At 41.8% G+C, this 17378-nt stretch carries 15 protein-coding genes and 1 tRNA gene; 10 read left to right on the forward strand and 6 right to left on the reverse strand.

The features are described 5' to 3' along the window. Positions 1-66: 66 nt before the first annotated feature. The 4 genes from OAG1_RS09720 to OAG1_RS09735 form a co-directional block, all read right to left on the reverse strand. Positions 67-522, reverse strand: coding sequence for a DoxX family protein (locus tag OAG1_RS09720; RefSeq protein WP_221077365.1), 456 nt, complete (start codon positions 520-522; stop codon positions 67-69). Next, positions 506-1285 (reverse strand): DNA-binding domain-containing protein, encoded by a 780-nt coding sequence (locus OAG1_RS09725; protein WP_338626162.1) that lies wholly within the window; start codon positions 1283-1285, stop codon positions 506-508. Before OAG1_RS09725 ends, OAG1_RS09720 begins: the two co-directional genes overlap by 17 nt. Next, positions 1278-2120 (reverse strand): DUF692 domain-containing protein, encoded by an 843-nt coding sequence (locus OAG1_RS09730; protein ID WP_338626164.1) that lies wholly within the window; start codon positions 2118-2120, stop codon positions 1278-1280. Before OAG1_RS09730 ends, OAG1_RS09725 begins: the two co-directional genes overlap by 8 nt. Before the next feature lie 70 nt (positions 2121-2190). Beyond that, complete coding sequence (locus OAG1_RS09735) at positions 2191-2445, reverse strand: DUF2282 domain-containing protein (protein ID WP_016401848.1); 255 nt, start codon at positions 2443-2445, stop codon at positions 2191-2193. 496 nt (positions 2446-2941) lie between these two features. On the opposite strand from OAG1_RS09735, the gene OAG1_RS09740 reads away from it, so the two are divergent. The 3 genes from OAG1_RS09740 (at position 2942) to OAG1_RS09750 (ending at position 6783) form a co-directional block, all read left to right on the forward strand. Beyond that, positions 2942-3544, forward strand: coding sequence for a hypothetical protein (locus tag OAG1_RS09740; RefSeq protein WP_338626167.1), 603 nt, complete (start codon positions 2942-2944; stop codon positions 3542-3544). A gap of 247 nt (positions 3545-3791) precedes the next feature. Then, a complete protein-coding gene (locus OAG1_RS09745; RefSeq protein WP_220721244.1) occupies positions 3792-4418 on the forward strand; it encodes a TetR/AcrR family transcriptional regulator in 627 nt (208 codons plus the stop codon). A 40-nt stretch (positions 4419-4458) separates the two neighbouring features. Further along, positions 4459-6783 (forward strand): acyl-CoA dehydrogenase, encoded by a 2325-nt coding sequence (locus OAG1_RS09750; RefSeq protein ID WP_338626170.1) that lies wholly within the window; start codon positions 4459-4461, stop codon positions 6781-6783. A 315-nt stretch (positions 6784-7098) separates the two neighbouring features. On the opposite strand, the gene OAG1_RS09755 is transcribed toward OAG1_RS09750, so the two are convergent. Beyond that, on the reverse strand, positions 7099-7947 hold the full coding sequence (locus tag OAG1_RS09755; protein ID WP_016401844.1) for a MurR/RpiR family transcriptional regulator: 849 nt from the start codon (positions 7945-7947) through the stop codon (positions 7099-7101). 328 nt (positions 7948-8275) lie between these two features. On the opposite strand from OAG1_RS09755, the gene OAG1_RS09760 reads away from it, so the two are divergent. The 7 genes from OAG1_RS09760 (at position 8276) to OAG1_RS09790 (ending at position 16341) form a co-directional block, all read left to right on the forward strand. Continuing rightward, complete coding sequence (locus OAG1_RS09760; protein WP_220721246.1) at positions 8276-9241, forward strand: glucokinase; 966 nt, start codon at positions 8276-8278, stop codon at positions 9239-9241. 172 nt (positions 9242-9413) lie between these two features. Then, positions 9414-9501, forward strand: a tRNA-Ser gene (locus tag OAG1_RS09765). Positions 9502-9922: 421 nt separating this feature from the next. Beyond that, entirely contained in the window at positions 9923-11296 is a 1374-nt protein-coding gene (locus tag OAG1_RS09770; protein WP_016401841.1) for a glutamate decarboxylase, read from the forward strand. A gap of 84 nt (positions 11297-11380) precedes the next feature. Beyond that, positions 11381-13249 (forward strand): transporter, encoded by a 1869-nt coding sequence (locus OAG1_RS09775; RefSeq protein WP_338626175.1) that lies wholly within the window; start codon positions 11381-11383, stop codon positions 13247-13249. A gap of 93 nt (positions 13250-13342) precedes the next feature. Continuing rightward, positions 13343-13993, forward strand: coding sequence for a hypothetical protein (locus tag OAG1_RS09780; protein WP_338626177.1), 651 nt, complete (start codon positions 13343-13345; stop codon positions 13991-13993). Positions 13994-14300: 307 nt separating this feature from the next. Beyond that, positions 14301-15158: a pyridoxal kinase PdxY gene (gene pdxY, locus OAG1_RS09785; protein WP_338626179.1), complete on the forward strand. Its 858-nt coding sequence runs from the start codon at positions 14301-14303 to the stop codon at positions 15156-15158. A gap of 10 nt (positions 15159-15168) precedes the next feature. After that, complete coding sequence (locus tag OAG1_RS09790; RefSeq protein WP_338626182.1) at positions 15169-16341, forward strand: patatin-like phospholipase family protein; 1173 nt, start codon at positions 15169-15171, stop codon at positions 16339-16341. A gap of 75 nt (positions 16342-16416) precedes the next feature. Here the strand turns inward: OAG1_RS09790 and OAG1_RS09795 are convergent, their stop codons facing one another. Continuing rightward, a complete protein-coding gene (locus OAG1_RS09795; protein WP_338626185.1) occupies positions 16417-17319 on the reverse strand; it encodes a LysR family transcriptional regulator in 903 nt (300 codons plus the stop codon). Between the last annotated feature and the right edge of the window lie 59 nt (positions 17320-17378).

Genomic DNA, 17378 nt, shown 5'->3' on the forward strand with positions numbered 1-17378 from the left:
TAGGGTCTGTTGATTTATCGCTGCAATAATCAGCTCGGAAGATCAACAAACCCTAATGAAAGCGGCTTAAGCCGCTTTTTTTTGTGCCATTTTTTTGTTTAACAGGTAATCGGCAGAAAATGGACCTGCTCCCCAAATAACATTAATTAATATCATTAAGCCCCATAGCTGGTGGTCGTAAAAACCACCGGGCCAAAGCACTGGGTAAGACACGACAGCGATGATATTAAAGAAGAACAGCTTCAAAGCAAAAATACGGGTAAACAAGCCAAGTACCAGAAATACCGGCAAAATTAGCTCGGCTGCAGTTCCTAGATAGGCTGCTAGCTCCCACGGTAAAATTGGCACTTGGTACTCAAGTTCAAATAGATAAAGCGTTGAATCCCAGCTGGTAAGTTTTAAATAACCAGAGCGGAAAAATACAATGGCTACCCATATTCGAGTAAACGTGAGTAATAGAGGGATAAGCAGAAACTGCATCATCTCTACGGCTTTTAGGTAGATGTTATAAAGTGGCATCATTTGACTCTCCTATCTCTGATGCAAAACTAAAATGGGATAAACGTTGTAATTGAATAGATTCGCCAAGGAGGGTTTCTAGTTCTGCCAAACAGTGTTGAGGCAACTCACCTAATGGACGTAGTTGCTGGCAATGGTTAAGAAACGCATAACTAAGCGGGGATATTTGTTCTAGCTGAACTTCAAAATCAGCTTGCTTAGTAAATAGTACAAAATCTTGTTCATCTAACCCGATGGCTTCAACTTGGTTTGCTTGAACCATTTGGTAGATAGAAAAAACAGGGTATTGGCTGGCTAGTAAAGACTGATGAGGCGCTAAATGCAGCACAGCATTACCTAATTGCTCTGCTGGTATCGATTGGATAACTTCTACAGTAAAAAACTGGTTTGTTAATGGTTGGCCAGCCGTCTGTTCAATTTGCCAATCTAGCAGCGCGATATCTGCTAAATAGGGTAGTGTAGATAGTGCGTCTTGTTGTTGTAAGAACTGATTAAAACCTAAGCCAAAGAGGTTGAGGTCACCTTGATTATGACCATGCTGTAAAATGAAGTTTTTAGCGACAAACTTAAAGTATTCTTCACCCACTAGCTTTTGCACTGTTGGGTAACTGGCACTCAAAGCTTCGCTAAGGCTTAGCACATAGTTATTTTGGTAGATTTGTATCGACTCTTCAGCGCTTAATGCGATATTGGCTAAGCGAGATTCAAGGCTGGTATCTGTTTGATTTAGTGAGCGAGAAAACTCTTGCTGTAGTTGCTTAAGCACAGTTCACCTCGCATATTGCAAGATCAATATGTTTAGCTTGTGCCACTTCTTCAATGAGCACCTCTAAGGATGGAAAATCGCTGTCCCATTCAATAAGGGTGGGGATGCTATTGGCATAGTATTGCTGAAATTGGCGATACAGTTGCCATACTGGCTCACTAACTTTTTGGTTGTGGCTGTCAATAAGCACTGTTTTGTTGTCGAGTTGTTTTTTGGTATAACCTGCTAAGTGGATCTCTTTAACTGCAGCTAGATTTAGTGTCTCTAAGTATTCTTGGTTATCCCAACCTAGGTTATGTCCGCTGACATAAACATTGTTAATGTCTAACAGCAAACCGCAGCCAGTAGCTTCAACCAACCGGTTCAAAAACTCCGGCTCATGAATGTGGCTTTCATGATAGGCTAAATACGCCGAAGGATTTTCGATAAGCAGTTGTCGCCCCAAAAAGTCTTGTGCTTGGTTAACGTGTTCTATAAAAACCTGTAAGCACTCTTCTGTGTAAGGTAAGGGCAGTAAATCGTTATAAAAGCGCCCGTTGATGCTGCTCCAGCTTAAATGCTCAGAGACGATAAAAGGATTAACATCATCAATTAATGCTTTTAGTTTCTCTAAATGTGTTTTGCTTAATGCATCGAAGGACCCTAACGACAAACCAACCCCGTGCACACTAATAGGACTGTGCTCAGCGATTTGCTTAAGTAGATGATAATCGTATGAGTGAGGGTTGAAGTAGTTCTCAGCGTGTATCTCTAGCCAATCCAATTGCTGGTGTTTGTTTAGCAACTGTTCTGCATAAGCTGAGCGCAAACCAAGTCCGTATTGTTTTTTTGTCATAGTGGTGTTCGTTTAAGCGAGGGAGTAGGGAGGCTGCCGAACCAAGTTTAGCTGGTTCGGCAGTTACAAATTAGCTAGATTGTTTGCTACCACCAGCTAGTTTGTCACATAAGCCTTTTGGTAATACAACAAAAGCGTCTGATTGGTTGTCAGCTGTCGCTGTGCCGGCACATGAGCTATTTTTGGTAGCACAGTCATTTTTGCCCGCTTTGGCTACGCCGTAACATTTCTCTTTACCTGCAGCAACAGCTGGAGTGGCGGTAAGAGTACCCAATGCGATTAAACCAGTTACTGCTGTAGCGATTGCAATGTTTGAACCTTTCATAATATTTCCTTTATCAAATTGTGTCGTGTTAAGTACAACTTGTTCACTTAGTTGTAGCTAAGGAAACCGCATTACTAAAGAAAAAATTTCGTGAGTTGTGAAAAAATATCAACAATAGAGCAAAGGTTTTTACAATTTTATATTAAGTGGCTTTTTGTTAGTGCTAGGCATGGCGCGGCTTAGGCATTGATTTTGTTAGCTTTAAAAAAGCTACTTATTTTTTTGATTTTTTTAGTGAAAGATTAGGTTGCAGCTATGTAAAATTAGCTCGCTAGTCACTAGCGAGCAACTTACCAAAACTAACTAAGATTTGTCCTTAAGTAACGGTCGAAAATTATGCTGCTACGTTTTAAACGAACTCTACGCAGCATATTGTTATCAGCTCAAGGAAACTTCTTGGTATGTGGCTTGTCTACAACAGCGCTTGTAACAGTTACGTGCTTTTTTCTACAAATTAGTTAATTATATCAATACATTGTTTTAACAGGTTGAATTTATGAAACAGCTTATCTTGGCTAGCGCCTTGACACTATTGGCTAGCGCCTGCACAACGGTAGTTGAAGAAGATCAAACTCAGCGCAAAGAACAACAATATCGCGATACCATTATTGTTAGTGCAGAGCCCGGTTTTACTGTGTTTAAGCAACAAACAGTATGCGGTCATCCATTGCTAGAAGAAGCCTTGCGAAATCCCCAACGCTCTGATGTGCATGCTTATGATGCGTTTCATGAAGCCTTTGCTCAAAAATTTGAAGACTTAGGTATTCACTATTTATCTCAAGCTGATGATAGCTGCGATTACTGGATGGCGTTTGCATTGCCTACTAGTCAAAAATTAAGTGATGAACAATTGATGACTTTGTTTGGGGTATCGCCAGGATTGGCGGATGACGGCAACCAAGACTTTCAACGTGCTACCTTAATGATGAGTTTGTATACCGCCCAGTCTAATTACAAAATGTGGCAAGTAAGTCTGCAAGCCTTCGCTCAAGTCGAGACCGACGAAATGGGACGCCGCCAAATAGCCATTAAACCAGAAGGTGTGAATTACGCAGTAAATCGTGTATTTGCTTATTTAAGTGTTAAAGACGCGTTGTAAATAGCAGGCAAAAAAAAGCCCAGCTACAGGGGGCGCTGGGCGTTCAATTTAAGTATTTAATTGCAGTGGCATAGATTAAGACCCAGCGTTTTCGATAAAGTTTCAAAAATCTTCATTTTTTTCTTAAAAAAATCCGAGCTCAGTTCTCGTTTTTAGTTTCACCCGCAAATTATGCCTAGCGAATGATTGACATCTGAAGGCCTTAAACGTAGATTTTAAACAGGTGTTTTATTTTTAAGGTGTCATAGTGAGACAAGGAACTAAAAGTAAGATCCTCGATGCAGCTGAACGTTTATTCGCTGAACGAGGATTTGCCGATACCTCGTTGAGGTTAATTACTTCTCATGCTGAGGTTAATCTTGCCTCGGTAAACTACCATTTTGGTTCTAAAAAAGAACTTATCCAAGCCGTTCTTATGCGCTACCTAGAGCAATTTATGCCCTTGGTAGACAAAGCGATGTTAGAACATATAGAAGGTGATACACCGCCTAATCTGGACCAAGTGTTCTCTTCGTTTATTGACCCCTTGCTTGAAATGAACCAAGTGAAGAAACACGGTACCGCAATGTTCCTACTATTATTAGGACGAGGGTATACCGACAGCCAAGGGCACCTACGTAAATTTATTACTCATCACTTTGGAGAAGTGCTCAGCCGTTTTCAAGAAGCGGTGAGGTTAGCTTATCCAGAGTTATCTGACAGCGATATATTTTGGCGTTTGCATTTCACCCTAGGAACAGTGGTGTTCACCATGGCGTCGAGCACTGCCCTAAAAGATATTGCCAGCGCCGACTTTAATGAAGATTTAAATACCGAAGGATTAATCAGAAAAGTAATCCCCTATTTGGCAGCCGGTGTGGGTGCGCCAACCTAAACAATAAAAACTATAAAGTACGTGAAATAAGGATTTGACCATGACTATTTTGTTAATGTTAATAACCGCAGCGGTGGTGCTGTTGTGCATACCCGATACGCGTAAAAAGCTGGTAACTCGACCTGCTTTTAAAGTGTTTAAGAAAATTCTTCCTCCCTTATCTCAAACCGAGAAAGAGGCGATGGAAGCCGGTTCTGTATGGTGGGATGGCGAATTGTTTGGCGGCAAGCCAGATTGGAACAAACTGCACAATTATCCAAAAGCTACTTTAAGTGAAGACGAACAAGCTTTTATGGATGTTCAAGTGGCCACACTTTTAGACATGCTGGATGACTTTGATATTGTGCAAAATCAACGTGATCTACCACAGCAAGTATGGGACTACTTAAAAGCCGAAGGCTTCTTCGCACTTATTATTCCTAAATCTTACGGTGGCAGAGAGTTCTCGGCCATCGCCAACTCAACCATTGTAAGCACTATCGCTACTCGCAGTTTGTCTGCGGCTGTAACCGTAATGGTTCCTAACTCCTTGGGCCCTGGTGAGTTGTTGCTTCACTATGGTACTCAAGAGCAAAAAGATCATTGGTTGCCAGGATTAGCTGACGGTACTCATGTTCCTTGTTTCGCGTTAACTGGTCCTGAAGCTGGCTCTGATGCAGGTGCTATTCCCGATAAAGGCATAATTTGTAAAGGTGAATTTAACGGCGAAGAAGTGGTTGGTATTCGTTTAAACTGGAACAAGCGTTACATAACCTTGGCTCCGGTAGCTACTGTAGTGGGTTTGGCGTTTAAACTTTATGACCCAGAAGGCCTGTTAGGTGATCAAGAAGAGTTAGGCATTACTTGTGCGCTTATTCCTGCCGACCACCCTGGTGTTCGCACTGGTGATCGTCACTTCCCACTGGGCTTAGCGTTTATGAATGGCCCAACTTTTGGTGAAGATGTATTTATCCCGCTAGATTGGATTATCGGCGGCGCTGATTACGCGGGTAAAGGCTGGCGTATGTTGGTTGAATGTTTATCTGCTGGTCGCGGTATTTCTTTGCCAGCCCTTGGCACTGCTGTGGGCCATATGAGCTCGCGTACAACCAGTGCATACGCTTACGTTCGTAAGCAATTTGGCTTATCAATTGGTCGTTTTGAAGGGGTAGAAGAAGCGCTTGCTCGAATAGGTGGCATGACTTACCAACTAGAAGCGGCTCGTCGTTTAACTGCAGGCGCTTTAGATTTAGATCAAAGCCCAGCCATTGTTACTGCTATTGCTAAATATCACATGACCGAAATGGCGCGTACGGTATTAGACGATGCCATGGATATTCACTCTGGCCGTGCGATTCAGTTAGGTGCCATGAACTATCTTGGCCACGCTTATAATGGTGTACCTGTAGCAATTACTGTAGAAGGCGCAAATATTCTAACCCGTAACTTGATGATCTTTGGTCAAGGTGCAACTCGCTGTCATCCTTATGTACTTAAAGAGCTACAGGCTGCGGCAAATCCTGATGAAGAAGCAGGTTTGGCAGAATTTGATAGTTTGCTTCTAAAACACATTGGTTTTGGTGTTGGCAACTTTGTGGGTAGTTTATTCCAAGGTTTAACTGGTGCTGCGTTTAACTCAAGCCCAGTATCGGGCGACACTGCGGTTTATTATCGCCAGTTAACCAGAATGAGCCGAGGTTTAGCGCTATGTGCCGATATGTCTATGCTAATTTTAGGTGGCGATCTTAAACGTAAAGAGCGTATCTCTGCTCGTTTAGGTGATGTGTTAAGTAATCTTTATCTAGCTTCTGCCACCTTAAAGCATTATGAAGATCAAGGCCGTCCAGCAGAAGATCTACCTTTTGTTAAGTGGGCAGTTGAGCGTAACTTGCATGAGATTGGTGTTGCTTTTGAAGGCTTCTTCCAAAACTTCTCAAACCGTGTTGTGGCTCGTGTGCTTAAAACAGTTGTATTCCCTTATGGCAATCGCTTTAAGTTAGCCGACGATCAAATAAGTCATCAAATTTGTGAAACCATGATGACGCCAGGAGCAGCACGCGAACGCTTAAGCCACTTGTGTGTAACCACTGGCGGTGAAGGTGACGCAGTAGCGATTATTGAGCAAGCATTCTTAGCTATGTATAAGGTTCGTCCTTTAGAGCGCAAAATTGCTAAGGCGCAAAAAGCTGGTCAGTTACCGCGTAAAGTTGCCCTAGCTGAGATTGTTGAAAAAGCTCTAGCACAAGACATTCTTTCTAAAGAAGAAGCAAGTAACTTGCTAGAAGCAGATAAGTTGCGTTACCAAGCTATTCAAGTTGATCACTTTGAACCTGGTGTATTAGAAGCGAAAAATGCACCTATAGATTCTGAAGTTAACGTAGCTTAGCGTTACAGCAGTTTGTAGAAAAAGGATGTGAAAGCATCCTTTTTTATTGCCTGATATCTAACAGTTAATCTTTGAAAAAGTTCAATAGCCTAGATGTAAGACTTAGGTGGTTATCAGAGTTATCTTGTGTATTTTAAGCGCTAGGTCTAGTGGTTTGAACACAACTAATAAGGGAAGCTGCAGTTAACGTATCGAGAGGGTAATAGAATACTTAGTACGAAGCTGTTTAACGCTAATGGCGCTGGAGAGCGTTAAACGAAAATGCCCATAAATAGGCACAAAAAAGCCAGCGTTCGCTGGCTCTTAGTAGATATTTTACAATGATTTATCAGTGCGCGAGTCTTTAAGGCTTTGTTTTACTTTACGTAGATTCTCTCGGAATTTTTCGCCTCGGCGTAGGGTAAAGCCGGTAGCCAATACGTCAATCAACGCCATTTGCGCAATGCGTGATGCCATTGGCATGTAAACGTCTGTGTCCTCTGGTACATCCATAGACAATACAAGGTTACATTCTTTAGCCAGCGGAGAGTCTTTACTGGTAATGCCAATCACTGTTGAGTCGTTTTGTTGAGCAAGTACCGCGATATCAATCATCGCTTTAGTGCGGCCAGTATGCGAAATCAAAATAATCACATCTTCTTCGGTAGCCACAATGCAGCTCATGCGCATCATCACTACATCATCAAAGTAACTAACGGGTACATTAAAGCGGAAGAACTTGTTTAGTGCGTCTTGAGCAACCGATGCAGAAGCGCCTAGACCAAAGAAAGAGATTTTCTTGGCTTGGGTCAATAAATCTACAGCGCGATTTACCGCATTAGGGTCTAAACTGTTTTTTGCTGCTTCGAGGCTCGCCATAGACGATTCGAAAATCTTAGAGGTATACGCTTCTGGGCCATCTTCTTCGTCAACATGGCGGTTAACGTAAGGCGTGCCGTTAGCTAAGCTTTGAGCTAGGTGCAATTTAAAGTCTGGGAAACCTTTAGTGTCTAAGCGCCGGCAAAAGCGGTTTACTGTCGGTTCACTTACGTCAGCGAGTTTTGCTAATGCAGCAATACTTGAATGGATCGCCGTTTGAGGGGAGGCGATAATCACTTCAGCAACCTTACGTTCTGATTTGCTGAAGTTTTCTAAATTTTTAGTTATTTTTTCAAGCGTATTCATAATATCCGTTATTTTTAGCGCATTTGTTATGTCGACGTTGTCAAATGTAATAATTTTTCAACAAAACTATATGTCATACAATTACACAGACACTTTAGTAAAACAAGCTGAATTATGAGCAATCATAGACTAGAGAGGGATTTTATAGTTTGAGCTAGGTCTAATATCTTTGAAAATGAGTATGCAATTAGTAATTTACTAACGAAATTTCAGAACAAAAGCGGTAAAATTCGACAACATAAATATAGTACAGCCATCTTAATCTGAGTTTGTTAGGATGCGTAATAATATTTTTCTATTTTTTGAACTTGGTATGAAGGAAAACAAAATGGCCGGTTTTGGTTTAATTGCCGACGTAGGTGGTACAAATATTCGTTTAGCACTTGTTGAACTTAAAACAGGTGAAATAGGGCGTTTAAAAAAGTATTTATGTGCTGACTACCCAAGCATCGCTGATGTGATTTCCCTGTACCTTAAAGAGCAGCAAGAAACTGTAACTCAGGCTTGTGTTGCTATTGCTTGTCCTACCGACAAAGATTGGATCGCGATGACCAATCACAGCTGGGCCTTCTCTAAGAAAGAAGTACAAGAACAATTAGGCTTTGAAGGTTTCCACGTAATTAATGATTACACTGGTATTGCTATGTCGATCCCAACATTGACAGATGAGCAAAAAATCCAAGTGGGCGGTGGCGAAGCTAAAACAGGCGCGCCAATCGCAGTATACGGTCCTGGTACTGGTTTAGGAGTAGCTCACTTAATTCACCACGACAGTGAATATGTATGTATTCCGGGTGAGGGCGGCCACGTAGAGTTTGCCGCAAATGATGAAAAAGAAGCGCACGTTTTAGCCTTTTTGCAAAAACGTCTGGGGCATGTTTCGGCAGAGCGCCTACTTTCCGGTCCCGGCCTAGTAAACATTTACCAAGGCTTAATGGATATGCATGGTAAAACAGCAGAAGATTTCCAGCCTTCTGACGTTACTACTCGTGGCTTAGACGGCAGCTGTCCAGTGTGTGTAGAAGCAATGGAAGTATTCTGTCGTGCTTTAGGCTCGTTTGGCGGTAACTTGGCGCTTAACATGTCTACCTTTGGCGGTGTATACATTGCTGGCGGTATCATTACACGCTTTATGGATTTCTTTAATAACAGCGAATTCCGCAAGCGTTTTGAAGATAAAGGCCGTTTTGTAGATTTTGTGGCAAAAGTGCCTGTTTACATCATTACTGAAGAACAACCAGGCTTGCAGGGTGCAGCTGCTTACTTACGTCAAAGTAACGGCTACCGTATCTAGGTCTAATAGCTGTTTAATGAAAAAGAAGCTTCGGCTTCTTTTTTTGTTTGAGTCAGCAAAAATTGTTTAAGAACTCGGCAGTTGCCAGTATTTGGCTAAAAAGTTATTGACCCAAACATAAGTGATCCGTAATCTAGCGCCTCATTATTGCTAAGCGCAATAAATCAAATAAGGTGACGTGTCCGAGTGGCTGAAGGAGCACGCCTGGAAAGTGTGTAAGGGGCAACCCTTCGAGAGTTCGAATCTCTCCGTCACCGCCATCTTCAAGTTTAAAGACGTCCAAGGGCGTCTTTGTTCTTTTCTAATATCCAATGCAAACAATAAGATAACGATCCAACATCGTTCATTGGCATTGATTGATATCGCTGTAAAACAAGTTTGTAACACTACCATTTGGAAGCATTGTTCTTTAATTGCGAACACCGCTTTTTGAATCGACGCCTCTATCGTTCCATTATTTGGTGCGACTTTGTAATGCTGCTTTCCTCCCTCCTTCTTTTGAATGATTCAATCCTTCAAACCTGATTAATAGGTTTTTTAAATCCTCTTTATGATTGGCTCCAGTTACACGCAAAGCGTATTACTCACACGGATTATTTGGCGTCGTATAACTTTGAATTGGCGCTAAGCAACACAACTGAGTTCTACATATTTTAATTGTTATCATATTTAGGATATTCCATGACACACGATAAACACGCAGACTTAAGCCCTTATGAACAGTTTAATGTTGAGCTTCCCCAGCAGTTCCCTGAACAAGGCATGGCGGCCCGTGCTGCGGCAGCTTTAGTTAAAAGTGAATGTTGGACCGATGCTAACCCAATGCTTAATTTGTCATCATTCGTTACTACATTTGTAGAGCCTGAAGCCGCTGAGATTTTTAAGGACGGTTCATTCCGTAACTTTGCAGATCCAGATATGTATCCTCACACTAAAGCAACTGAAGAAAAGTGTGTTAATTGGTTACATGATTTATGGAATGGACCTAAAGATGTTGAACCTTATGGAGCGGCAACAATTGGTTCATCAGAAGCATGCATGTTGGCTGGATTAGCACACAAGTGGAACTGGCGCCAAGCTCGGGAAAAAGCGGGGAAAGATGCCTCAAGACCAAATATGGTAACTGGCGGTAACGTTCAGATTGTTTGGAAAAAGTTTCTTAAGTACTTCGATGTAGAGCCTCGTATTGTTCCTTTAAAGCCTGGTCAATACCGACTAACTGCAGAGCAACTTGACGAGTACGTTGATGAAAACACTATCTGTGTAGTGGGTATTGCTGGTCAAACTTTCACCGGTGAAGATGATGATTTTCAAGCTATTCACGATTGGTTAGATGCCTACGAAGAAAAAACAGGTATTTCTATCCCAATGCACATTGATGCGGCTTCTGGTGGCTTTGTTAATCCTTTCTTATATCCAGAATATGAATGGGATTTCCGTTTGCCACGAGTGCAATCTATTAATGCCTCTGGCCATAAATTTGGTTTAGTGCCTCCAGGACTAGGATGGGTAATCTTTCGTGAGCGCGCCGTTTTCAATGAAGATTTAGTTTTCTACGTAAATTACCTTGGTGGCGAGGCCGCAACAGCAACGCTTAACTTTAGTAAGAGCTCTGCTACGGTTATGGCTCAATACTACAACTTCATTCGTTTAGGCAAAGATGGCTACACCCGCATCATGAAGCAAACTGTTGAAAATGCAGAGTATTTGCGTGACCGTTTGTTAGCCACCGGTAAATTTAAAGTGATGAATGAAACCCAGCGTATACCAGTAGTTGCGCTAACACTCGATGAATCAGTGACTAACTACAACGAGTTTGATATCTCAAACAAAGTACGTGAGCGTGGCTGGATATTATCGGCTTACTCTATGCCTGCCAATGCTCAGGAAGTGAACAGTTTACGTATCGTTGTTCGTCCTCACTTAAACCGCGATGCCGCGGAAATATTAGCCAAAGATATTGAAATGGCCTGCGAGTATTTAGAAGAGCATGGTGGTAATGCTACACCTCCAAAACTTCATGACTTACATAAAGTGTCGCCAGGCAAGTGCTAAGTATCGGCACATTATGAAGTAGTGGAATAGAAGAAGTAGTGCTTACTTCTTCTATTTTGTCTTAAATGAAGGTGGTTTCTAATTATGAATGTTCGAACGAAACTGGCGGGCGTATTGGCTGCGCCTCCAAAATACATTTTAAGCCTTATACTGGGCTTATGTTTTTTATTAACTCTGTTTGTTGGTAACGCTTATGCGTCAACAATTGAATCAGAGGCTTCCAGCGGTATTGCTTGGGCTTTAAGTTATTTAGCGAGTAACCCTTTTGCTTATCTGTTTTTAACCTTAGCGATTGGATACCCCATTGGCCGAATTACCGTTGGAGGAATCAATTTAGGTGCTACAGCGGGCACTTTGGTCACAGGTATATTAATTGCTCTGGCCTCTAGTGCACTTTATGGGATTACCTATGATATCCCAGGCTTAGTAGAAGATATTTTTCTGATGCTGTTTATGTATGCCTTAGGTATGCGAGTTGGTCCTCAGTTCTTTTCTGGCTTGGCAAGAGGTGGTGTTGACTTCTTAGTTATTGGTTTAATTGTTGTTTTCTCCAACTTCTTAATCGTTTTCTTTGGCGTGAAAGTGTTAGACCTAGGGCCAGGTTATGCAGCAGGTATTATTTCGGGAAGTTACACAGTGACCGCTGTAATGGGTGTGGCTCAATCAGCAGTAACTAGCGGAGCTTTCCAATTACCCGAAGGTGTAACAGCTGATACGGTAGGTGCCAATATGGCTGCAGGCTATGCCATTAGCTACGTATTATCTTCAATATTCATTATCTTGTTGATTAAATACTTACCTAAGATGTTTGGCAAAGATGCTGTGCTTGAAGCCCAAAAAGCAGAACAAGAATTTAGTGGCGGTGAAGATGGTGGTGCTCTACCTGGTACAGCAGGTACATCTATCTTAGGGTTCACCGATAAGCAGATCCGCTCGTATAAAGTTGAACACGCAGAGTTGGTTGGCAAATCCGTTAGCCAATTGTTCAAAATGAATCCTCATGCAGCAATTTTAAAAGTAGTGCGCGGTGACGAAGTGATTGATGCCGAAAAAGATCCTTCTATACAGTTAGGCGATATTGTTGGAGTGTTGGGCGATTACAATCTATTACTCAATGGCAAAGATAAAGTTGGTAAAGAAGTCTCGGAACCTCGCGCCAGAATGGTAGATATTGAAGTTGCGGATATTCATGTAGGTAAAACAGAGTTTGCAGGAAAAACTCTGGCAGAAGTGGGCCGAAAGATTGGATTTGGTTTACATCTAAAGTCGTTGTTTAGAGCTGGTGTGGCAATACCACATCTTCCTAAAACCATTGTAGAAAAAGGCGATGTATTACGTCTTGCTGGTCCTGCATGGAGTGTAGAACAAGCAGCTAAATCGCTTAAAGCTACACCAATAGTTGAAAGTGCTTATACCGAAGTATCATTTATGTCATTGGCCTTATTTATTGGCTTTGTGATTGGCCATGCTAGTGTTGAAATTGGCGGAATTCCATTTGCATTAGGTACTTCTGCTGGCTGTATGTTGATGGGGATTTTAGTGTCTTGGTTGCGTACGCGTAATCCAGATTTTGGTGGCCCAACTAGTGAAGGGGCAAGAGCCTTCCTAAATGACATTGGTTTAAGCTTATTTGTGGCGGTTCTAGCAGCTGGAGTTGGACCTAAAATAATGTCTTCATTCCAAGGTACTATCGTGCTTTGGATAGCAGTACTAGGTTTGTTAGGCGCTTTAGTGCCACCATTCTTAGCTTGGCTCTATGGTTACTACATTAGAAAGATGAACCCGGTCATATTAGCTGGAGCTTGTGCTGGAGGACGAAATAGTACGCCTGCGCTAAATGGTATTCAGGACATTTCGCAAAGTGGTATTGCTGCCGTAGCTTACCCAGTACCTTATGCGCTTACCTCTGCAATAGTCTTGATCTTAGGTTACATGGCTATGGTGTTCTCATAACCCTTACCGATTAAGCATGCACTTATCATTTGTAAAGCCTTAATAGCAGCTTGCTATTAAGGCTTTTTATTCATAAGACTACAGGTACCTTTAATGACACAACCTACAGGTATACGTATTGCAATTAATGTGATGCGAGCCCGCCTAACGATTGTGGGCTTTATCATCGCTATTGTATCTTTTCAAATTTCGACCTTATTCAACATTGATGGTGGAATAGCGCTGCCAGGCGTAAATCATGGTGTTCATATCAGAGCTGATATGGCTTTGTTTGTAGCACTCGCTTTATCGGTTATTTCGTTGACTTGTTTTATTGGTTCATCAACGATGGACGAGTTAGGGGCCTGTGACCATTGGTTATTCGTAGTGGGCGATTTACTGATGTATCTAGCTCTAGCAAGCGCGATTACCGGCTTTTTTATGCCTTTAACTGAACAACTTTCGCTTATCGCAATGCAAGCGCCCATGCAGAAAAGCCAACTGGCTATGTTTCGCTTAGCCATTGTTACACTAGGTTCTATTGCGTGGTTTGCTGCTGTATATCTTGGTCCAATAGTCTCGTTGCTACGCTCACCATTTTCCAAAAAAACTAATGTAAGTTTAAGATTTGGGTATTTTGCTTTATTGGTTGGCTTGTTTTGGTTTAACCACCAAGTACTGTTATTTGAAGCTAGTTACTTACCTAAGCCTCTACCTGACCAAGTTAACTATTGGTATGAATTACTACAGCCACTAACTTGGTGACTTTAAGTCTTTTTCACAGAATCCATCACTTCATCACTCTACAACTCTTATGCCGTAGGGTTAAAGTCTTGTGAGCGCGTAAATGCGCTACAAGCCACCTTCGTTAGTGCGGTAACTTGTGTTGGCTAAAACAAGGCATCCAGTTGCTGGCTTATATTGAATAGGTAGGACTTGATCCATCAATGCTGATTAACGTTGCTCGAACACTTCTAATAATATGCCTGTATCTAAATAGGGCTGGGTATTCCAGTTCAGTTTAAGGCGTTGTCATAGCCTTCCCATTTTAACTAATTAGAGAAGTCGCATCATGAAAGGCATTATTTCTGTTCAATCACATGTTGTTTATGGCCATGCTGGAAACAGCTCGGCGGTGTTTCCACTGCAACGTATGGGTTTTGAAGTTTGGCCCGTTCATACCGTACAGTTTTCTAATCATACGCAATATGCTCAAGGGTGGACTGGCCAATGCTTTCCGGCAGATGCCATCTCTGATTTAGTGAAGGGAATTGATGCAATAGGGCAGTTACAACAATGCCAAGCTATTGTATCTGGTTATTTGGGCGATGCCGCTCAGGCAAGCTCATTAATTGCCGCCGTAGACATGGTTAAACAGGTTAATCCAAAGGCGATATACGTTTGCGACCCTGTCATGGGTGATCCTGATAAAGGCTGTATTTTAGCAGAAGGTATTAGCGAGTATTTGGTTGAACGTGTGATGCCAAAAGCAGATGTGATAGTGCCTAATCAATTTGAATTAAGCCGCTTTGTAGGAATGGAAATAACTAACTTAAATGAAGCTATCGAAGCATGTCAGAAGGCTTTAACAAAAGGACCCAAAGTGGTGTTGGTTAAACATCTACATAATTTATCAAAGCAGCAGTTTTGCATGATGATGGCTGATTCAAGTGGCTGCTATTTGGTTAAACGCCCTAATCTAGAGTTTGATAAAGCCCCTGTGGGCGTGGGCGATCTGATTTCGGCGCTATTTACCGGAGGTTTATTGAAAGGTTGGCCACCCATTATGGCTTTAGAACATGCTAACAACGCGAGTTTCGGTGTGTTAGAGGCTACTCGGCAATGCGGTGAGTGGGAGCTGCAAACTGTTTTTGCTCAAGATCAGCTAAGCGAGCCTCATCACAGCTTTGCTGCTTCTAAAGTGGCTTGAGGTAGAGACGATGTTTAATACAAAAACTTTAACACAGATTGTTTTGGCTACTTTAGTGTTAAGTGCATGTAGTTCGCATCATGAGCTAGATAAGCGTGTAACCGAAAGGAACTATCAACAAGTAGCGTTAATAGCCGAGCAATCATTGAGTGAACCCTTGCGCTTTTGGGGCAATGAGGCACCAAATTTCCTATATGACAAAGACGCAAATACAACAGTATTACGTACCTCATCCAATTCGCTAAATATTCTTGCCTTATCTGGCGGAGGAGCAAACGGTGCCTATGGTGCTGGCATTATTAATGGGATGTATGAAAGCGGCAACTTACCTGATTTTTCCGTGGTCACTGGGGTAAGTGCTGGTGCTCTTATTGCGCCATTTGCATTTGTAGGTGGCGACGACATTGTCACTATGAAAAACATCATGTTAGGTATTAGCGATAAGCGCATTTTGGCAAAGCGCAATTATTTAAATGCGGTATTTAAAGATGGGGTTAGTAGTGGGCAGGGCTTAAACGAATTTATTGCTGCAACGTTTGATGAGCAAATGATCGCAAAGATTGCTGCTACACATAACAGTGGTAAGCGCTTGTTCATAGGCACAACTCATTTTGATTCTGGTAAGCAAGTGGTGTGGAATCTTGGGCAAATTGCGGCAAGTGATCATCCCAATAAGGAGCTGCTAATTCATCAAGTGCTAAGTGCCAGTTCATCTATTCCAGGAATATTTCCTCCTCAATTTATTGGGGTTGAGCTAGAGGGCGAAAGCTTAGAAGAGATGCATGTAGATGGCGGCCTTAGTGCGCAAATGTTTGCCGACCCTGCAGGTTTTGATTACAACAACATAGCCCAGGCTTTAGGCATTGATAGCTCACCAAATATATATGTGGTGCGTAATGGTCGACTAGATCTACCCTATCAACATTTGAAGGACAGAGGTGTAGAGTTACTTGGGCGCAGCGTTCAAAGCTTAACCCTTAATCAAAATCGTGGTGATTTGTATCGAATTTTATATTTTAGTGAAAAGCATAACTTTGACACCAAATTCACCTACGTTACTGCAAACTTTACTGAGAAGAAAAAGAGTAAAAAAATGTTTGATGAAGACTATATGTTGGCGCTTTATCATTACGGTTTTACGAAAGCAATTAACCAGCTACAGTGGCACACAGAGTTACCCTAATAGTGCTCCTTGCTTAATATGAGGCGAAGACAAGTTCATCTTGCTTCGCCCTTGCCACCAGATAGCTTGTTCTCGTTATCTAGCTCTTCGTTCGTTAATGTACGCAACAACCAGTGACTCTACATCTTTCTTTATTTCCATTATCGCTTTAGAGCGCGGTGCCCAAAGCGCAATAGGAAACTGAAAATCATCTCTCACTTCGTTCAAGTTAAGCTTTTGTAGTTGTAACAAATCGCCCAGGTCTTCAATTGTGACCCTTGGCAATAATGACCATCCCACACCTTGCTGAACTAAGCTAAGTAATAGTGAGAAGTCTTCAATAACTTCATAATTAGATGACAATAGAATTTTTTGAGAGATCTCATCATCTAAATAAGCTTTTAGTATCAGCTGTTTACTGGTCTTTAAAGCACCAAATATTTGATCGTCTGGTAACTCTGCCAAAGGACTATTTTTAGCTGTGTATAGACCAAAAGTAAGGTAACAAAGGAAAGTAATATCGAAACTCGTGATAGGGGTGCGTTGATCTACATTTACAAAGCCCAGTTGTATTGAATCATCTTCGATCCCTGCTTTAACCTCTTCTTTGGTTTTAATTAGAAAGTTAACTTTCATTGCCGGGTATTTTTCTAATAAAAGCTGACGAATACTCACTAATACATCACTGGGAATTAGACTTGTATAGGCAATATTTAGGCACTCCAATTGCCCGTAAGATAGGCTAAGTGCCATTTTGTTAAAGGATTTAGCTTGCTCTATTGTTACCTTGGCGTAGCTATATAAAAGTTGCCCTTCGCTGGTGGGTTTAGCGCTTCTGCCAATTCGCTCAAATAGCTCAACGGCCAGTTGGTCTTCTAGGTTGGTTATCACTTGGCCAATGGTGGTTCTGTGTTTGTTTAATTTGACGGCTGCCTCACTAAATGAGCCCTTTTCATAAACCGCTACAAATGCTGCAAGTTGTTCCAGACTAAAATGCATGTGGATTTGATCCTTCAAGTCCGATTATCACTGAGCAAAGCATAGCACTATTCTAAGTA

Source organism: Agarivorans sp. OAG1, assembly GCF_037076485.1.
GTDB lineage: Bacteria > Pseudomonadota > Gammaproteobacteria > Enterobacterales > Celerinatantimonadaceae > Agarivorans > Agarivorans albus.